Origin of the sequence: Oikeobacillus pervagus (assembly GCF_030813365.1) — a bacterium.
In the GTDB taxonomy this organism is placed as follows: Bacteria; Bacillota; Bacilli; order Bacillales; family DSM-23947; genus Oikeobacillus; species Oikeobacillus pervagus.
Map to the genome: position 1 here is coordinate 93,569 of NZ_JAUSUC010000008.1, position 6,490 is coordinate 100,058.

The following is a 6,490-nucleotide window of genomic DNA, read 5'->3' on the forward strand; positions in this document are numbered from 1 at the left end:
AATGACCAAACCAGAATTATTAGTAACTCCTCTAAATGTTGACCATATCATCCCTTTATGTGAGGCCGGTGCAGACGCTTTTGTGATTGGAGAACAAAAATTTGGCCTGCGATTAGCAGGGGAATTTTCTAGAGAAGATGTAAAAAAATCTATTGAGCTTGCACATTCACAGGGAAAGAAAGTGTATGTTGCCATGAATGCCATCATTCATAATGAAAAAGTGGAGGCGCTTGGTGATTATATTCAGTTCCTACAGGGAGTTGGCTGTGATGCGATTATTTTCGGAGATCCTGCTGTCCTAATGGCACGAAGAGAAGTCGCACCAGAAATGCCACTTCATTGGAATACAGAAACAACCGTGACAAACTGGTATACATGTAATTATTGGGGGAAGAAAGGGGCAAAACGAGCGGTTGTTGCTCGTGAAGTCAATATGGACTCCATTATTGAAATGAAGGAAAACGCAGAGGTTGAGATTGAGGTTCAGGTACATGGAATGACTTGCATGTTCCAATCCAAACGCTCTCTAATTGGAAACTATTTTGAATATCAAGGGAAAACAATGGCCGTTGAAAAGAAAAAATTTGAAAAAGGGATGTTTCTTCACGATAAAGAAAGAGAAAATAAATATCCGATCTTTGAAGACGAAAATGGAACACATATTATGAGTCCTAATGATATTTGCATTATTGATGAGCTTCAAGAAATGACCGAAGCAGGTATTGATAGCTTCAAAATTGATGGGGTTTTGCAATCTCCTGAGTACATTATAGAAGTAACAAAATTATATCGAAAGGCGATTGATGTATGTTCTGAAAATCCCGATCAATATGATGAAATAAAGGATGGGCTTTTAGAAAAAATAGAGGAAATACAACCGAAAAACCGCCCGTTGGATACCGGCTTTTTCTTTAAAGAAACAGTATATTAAGAAACAGAGGGAGGGACTTATATGTCAACCGTTAAAGAAGATCACATATCAAAAATCATCGATGGAAAACGTGTAATTATCAAAAAACCAGAACTTCTTGCACCTGCCGGGAATCTTGAAAAATTAAAAATCGCCATCCATTATGGAGCCGATGCTGTGTTCATCGGAGGTCAAGAATATGGATTACGTTCAAATGCTGACAACTTTACTTTTGAAGAAATGAAAGAGGGAGTAGAGTTTGCCAAAAAATATGGAGCAAAAGTATATGTCACAACGAATATTTTTGCCCATAATGAGAATATTGATGGATTAGATGATTATTTACGGGGTCTTCAAAAGGCTGGAGTAACAGGGGTTATTGTAGCGGATCCTTTAATTATAGAAACATGCCGTCGTGTTGCACCTAATATTGAAGTCCATTTAAGTACACAACAATCATTATCTAACTGGAAAGCTGTACAATATTGGAAAGAAGAAGGGCTAGAACGTGTTGTCCTTGCACGCGAAACGAGTGCTCGTGAGATAAAAGAAATGAAGGAAAAGGTCGATATTGAAATTGAAACATTTATACACGGAGCAATGTGCATTGCTTATTCAGGACGCTGTGTACTAAGCAACCATATGACTGCCCGGGATTCGAATCGTGGGGGTTGTTGCCAATCTTGTCGTTGGGATTATGATCTCTATCAATTAAATGGGGAGCAAGAAAAACCGTTATTTGAAGAAAAAGATGCACCATTTGCCATGAGCCCAAAAGACTTGAATTTAATAGAATCGATTCCTAAAATGATTGAACTGGGGATCGATAGTTTAAAAATCGAAGGTCGGATGAAGTCTATTCATTATATCGCGACGGTTGTAACGGTATATCGGAAGGTCATTGATGCATATTGTGCAGATCCAGAGAATTTCCAAATCAAACAAGAATGGTTGCGCGAACTAGATAAATGTGCAAACCGCGACACAGCGCCTGCTTTTTTTGAAGGAGTTCCGGGTTATCAAGAGCAAATGTTTGGCATACATGGGAAGAAAACAACGTATGATTTTGCAGGGCTTGTTTTAGACTATAATCCTAAGACAAAAATGGTCACATTACAACAGCGGAACCACTTCCGCCCAGGGGATGAAGTGGAATTTTTCGGACCGGAAATCAATAATTTCACACAAGTTGTTGAGAAAATTTGGGATGAAGAAGGTCAGGAAATAGATGCTGCTCGTCATCCATTACAAATCGTCCAATTTAAAGTCGAACAACCAGTTTACCCGCATAATATGATGCGAAAAGAGCTCCAATAAACAACATGAAACAAAAGCCCGTCCTTTACTTCGAGATTGATAAGAAAGAGGACGTACGATTGAATCCTAGTTCGCCCTTTGAATAATTAATGGATTGACCGACGAAACGATATGCTGACATTATAATTCATAAGGGTGAACAAAATGCCGCTCTAATTGACTTAATGGTAATGAAAATACAAACAAATCTTGAACAAAAGTCATTTTTGTAATACGATATCATAGAAAATAATAGAAAATAATAATTAGTTACTAAGTTAAATCAATAGCTGGTGATGAGATAAATAGGGAATCCTATATTGGCAGCAGCATCAGTCTAGTGAATTCATAACTAATTAAACATGAATGGAAAATGCGCGCCCTCATAGAAGGACGCGCTCTCATGTATTATTAATAGCCTTTTGATACAAAAGGTTATTCTAACGCTGCTTTTTTCAATTTTGTTGTGTTGGATAGAGAAAAACTCGTTGTTCTCTAATAAGACGTTATATGTGGAAGCAAAAGGAGATATCCTTGCATAAGCAAAGAGAGAGTCTTAGGGGACATCCCCGAAGTAGAAACATTTAATGTTCTTAAAAACAACAAAAACTTGGAAAAGAGCTATACTTAAGAAGGAGTGAAGGGAATTGGCTACAGAAAAAGTATATCCTATGACTCAAGCAGGTAAGGAAAAATTAGAACAAGAACTAGAATATTTAAAAACGGTAAGACGTAAAGAAGTAGTGGAAAGAATTAAAATCGCCCGTAGTTTCGGAGATCTTTCGGAAAACTCAGAGTATGATTCCGCCAAAGAAGAGCAAGCCTTCGTTGAGGGACGTATTAGCACGATTGAAACAATGATTCGCAATGCGGAAATTATAGAAGAAGATGAGCAAAACTCAGATACCGTTACTTTAGGAAAAACCGTTACATTTATAGAACTTCCAGATGGCGATGAAGAAAGCTATACTATTGTGGGAAGTGCCGAAGCCGATCCGTTTGAAGGAAAAATCTCCAATGATTCACCTATTGCGAAAAGCCTACTTGGTAGAAAAATCGGAGACAAAGTAACTGTACAAACTCCTGGTGGCGAATTGAATGTGAAAATTACAGAAATAAAATAATGGAAAGAACAAATGCATAAGTGCCTTGCCGTGGACAACATTTTTTAAAAGATTATCCACAGTCTTAAAAGTTTCCTAAACAAAAAGCGTAAAGACAATCTTTACGCTTTTTTATTAGTAGTTTGAAGGCTATTTTTTGAATAATTCGTCAACAATGGTTGACGAGGTGTTTTTCATGAAAACGAAACGATATTTATTCTTAAGCATTATCATGTTTAGTTCTATGATGTTATTAATGGGTAGACTTATGCAAATTCAACTTTTGCAAGCAGAAGATTTTTCAAGACACGGGGTGAATTTATTAGAGGAAAGCGTACATCAACGCATACAGCAACTAGTCATTGACGAGGGTAGAGGGCAGTTTTTAGACCGTCACGGCGACCCCGTTACTTATAAGGAAATCCCTGTCATGGTCCTATTTCCTTTTTTAGAAAACCGTCTGGATCTATTCAAACAACTAGAGGAAATCATTGATGTTCCAAGTTGGAAAATAAAATTAGCTGTTGAGCGTGAAAAAAACCCTTTTATTTTTACATTAAAAGAAGGGGAAGGCCCATTCCAACTAACAGAGCGTGAAATGGACAAAATCAACAAGCTAAAAGTTCCTGGGTTAATCGCTGTAAAAAAGGTGTATAATGAGCAAAATCATTCAGCTGAGCATTTAATTGGCATTGTTAAAGAAAATAAAGAGGTATTTGAAAAACGCTATCAACATGTTCCAGTTCATGGGAAACCTAAGCTAGGAATTAGTGGACTTCAAAAACAATTTGATGAACTATTACTCTCGGAAGGGGAAGAGAAATTAGTTTATCATGTTGACGGTATTGGAGGCCCACTATTTGGAATAGATGTAAAATATACTTCACCAGCGAATCCTTATTACCCTATTCAAGTAAAGACTTCCATCGACCTAGAAATCCAAACGAAAATAGAAAAATTAATGGAAAATTATCCGATAAAAAAAGGCGGTATTGCGCTATTAGATATTGAAACAAATGACATTACAGCGCTCGTCTCAAAGCCAGAAATTAATCAAAAAAATCCATATGGAAATGATGGAATGAAAAATTATCTTTTTACCCCTCTTATTCCTGGATCCGTGTTTAAAACTGTCATTGCTGCAGGTGCTCTTGAACAAGGAATTGTGTCAAAAGAGGACAAATTCGCCTGTAGTCAAAATATATATGGAAAAAAAGATAAAAAGCAACTGGGTGATTTAGACTTTCAAGAAAGTTTCGCTCAAAGTTGTAACCGCACATTTGCTGATCTTGCCAGAGAACTCCAAGAAATGGATGAAAATATGATCGAAACCTATGCAGATAAACTTTCACTTACAGGAGGAGTTAGTTGGAAAGGTGACTTTTTTCACTTCGAGGACTTCCAGCAATTTCGTGAGGGAAAAGCGAATATCTTTGGGGAGGAAAAGGATCGAAAAGATCGAAATTATATTGCCCAAACAGGAATTGGACAGCATGAAGTAAGAGTAACCCCAATCGCAGTCGCCAATATGATGGCAACGATTGCCCGAGGTGGGGAAAAGCAAGCAGTACGTGCTGTACAAGCTATTGAATATAAAAATGGGAATTCCATCGCAAAATTTAACAAAAAGAAATTATCTGGAGAAACGATTTCACCGATTACCGCGGCCAAACTTCAAAAGTTATTACGTTCGGTTGTCCTTAACGAAAAGGGAACAGCAAGATATCTACAATCCGCTCCTTTATCGATTGCGGGAAAAACAGGAACAGCTCAAACGGGGCGATATGAAAATGAAAAACCATTATATAATAAATGGTTTGCGGGTTATTTTCCATTTGAAAATCCGAAATATGCTTTAGTAGCGGTTCATGCAGATGCTTTAGAAAATGAAGCGGGAGTACTCCCCCTTTATAAAGATATTGTCTCAATGCTTTACGAAAAAGAGCGACAAGATTCCTAAAAAAGTCTCTTTTCAACTTGCAGATGTATATGGTAAATTACTTCATGTTCGAATGAAGTCATGATAGAATAATGAGTGAAAGCAAGAGAGGAGCGACCATTCATATATGTCTGATCAAAAGCAATCTCGGTCTGAAAAAAGATCAAAAAGAAGAAAAACCAATCGTATTTTAAATACAGCAATTGTCGTTGTCATCGTGTTAATTGTCATCGTCGCCTATTCGATATTTTCTGGTGGAAATGATGAAGAGGAAGCGAAAGAGACGAACACCACACAGCAAACAGAATCACCAAAGGACAAATCGCCAAACAAAAAGCAAGCAGATAGTAAAGATCATCATGATGAAGATCAAGATGATAAAAAGAAAAAAGAAGTGATTGAGGAAGAGGGAGACGAACCGAACGTTGATAAAAACATTAAAGATCCTTCTTGGGAGCCTATTGGAACGGAACAGACAGGGACGCATAGCTCCTCATTTGATATGGGAAGTGTTGATTGGAATGAAAAGGTTCAAGCTTTATCCTATGCGACGGGGATAAGTGAAGATAATATGATCGTTTGGTTTATAAAAGGCGCAGGCCCTGATAAAGCAATAGGAACTGTCTCTCCAAAAGATAGTCAAAATGATGCTTATCGAGTCCATATTAAATGGGTAGACGGTGAAGGGTGGAAGCCAACGAAGGTTCAAAAACTAATTGAAAATGATAAAGGCATGTAGAGACGATTAGCTCGTCTCTATTTTTCTTTTGACTGTTTGCGAAAGTACATGATTGTATTAGAAAGAATGGATGCTTATACTGGTCTTTCTTTTTTTAGCAAAGGGGCTGAACATAGGACTAGAACGAAACGATGATTTCCTCATGGCTAGAACTTTCTTTTAAAATGTACGACGGCAGAATAATGTTTCTTTCCATCCGGATCGAATTGAAGCTGGTGTGAAACAGAGTGGACGGAAAGCAGGATCGCCCGGTTTTGCTCAATCTTTTCGTTCACTTTTTTTTCAAGATTATTTAAATCATCTGCTTCAACCCATTCTATTTTGTCTTCTATTAGATCAAGTTCAATGTGCATATATTGTTCACCTTTCTTTACATTATGATTGTTTACATAGAATAAGTGTAGACGATTTTAAGTGCGCCCTGCATGGGCGGATACTTGGTGGTGAAAGTCCACTACAGGCTTGGCAGTAGGAACTGTTAGCGAAAGACAAGGTGGCTATCG

The 6,490-nt window shown here is 37.5% G+C and carries 6 protein-coding genes and 1 pseudogene; 6 read left to right on the forward strand and 1 reads right to left on the reverse strand.

Annotated elements, in window-relative coordinates:
- Window position 1: 1 nt before the first annotated feature.
- The 6 genes and pseudogenes from J2S13_RS04985 to J2S13_RS05010 all read left to right on the forward strand — a co-directional run bounded on the left by J2S13_RS04985 (window position 2) and on the right by J2S13_RS05010 (window position 5,987).
- Complete coding sequence (locus tag J2S13_RS04985; RefSeq protein WP_307256606.1) at window positions 2-931, forward strand: peptidase U32 family protein; 930 nt, start codon at window positions 2-4, stop codon at window positions 929-931.
- A gap of 21 nt (window positions 932-952) precedes the next feature.
- Complete coding sequence (locus J2S13_RS04990) at window positions 953-2,227, forward strand: peptidase U32 family protein (RefSeq protein ID WP_307256607.1); 1,275 nt, start codon at window positions 953-955, stop codon at window positions 2,225-2,227.
- A 98-nt stretch (window positions 2,228-2,325) separates the two neighbouring features.
- Window positions 2,326-2,439 (forward strand): annotated as a pseudogene (locus J2S13_RS16880) (uridine kinase); the annotation flags it as partial.
- A 414-nt stretch (window positions 2,440-2,853) separates the two neighbouring features.
- Window positions 2,854-3,330 (forward strand): transcription elongation factor GreA, encoded by a 477-nt coding sequence (gene greA, locus J2S13_RS05000; protein ID WP_307256608.1) that lies wholly within the window; start codon window positions 2,854-2,856, stop codon window positions 3,328-3,330.
- A gap of 175 nt (window positions 3,331-3,505) precedes the next feature.
- On the forward strand, window positions 3,506-5,269 hold the full coding sequence (locus tag J2S13_RS05005; protein WP_307256609.1) for a peptidoglycan D,D-transpeptidase FtsI family protein: 1,764 nt from the start codon (window positions 3,506-3,508) through the stop codon (window positions 5,267-5,269).
- Window positions 5,270-5,375: 106 nt separating this feature from the next.
- A complete protein-coding gene (locus J2S13_RS05010) occupies window positions 5,376-5,987 on the forward strand; it encodes a YrrS family protein (protein WP_307256610.1) in 612 nt (203 codons plus the stop codon).
- Between the two features lie 146 nt (window positions 5,988-6,133).
- On the opposite strand, the gene J2S13_RS05015 is transcribed toward J2S13_RS05010, so the two are convergent.
- A complete protein-coding gene (locus J2S13_RS05015; RefSeq protein WP_307256611.1) occupies window positions 6,134-6,340 on the reverse strand; it encodes a DUF2536 family protein in 207 nt (68 codons plus the stop codon).
- Between the last annotated feature and the right edge of the window lie 150 nt (window positions 6,341-6,490).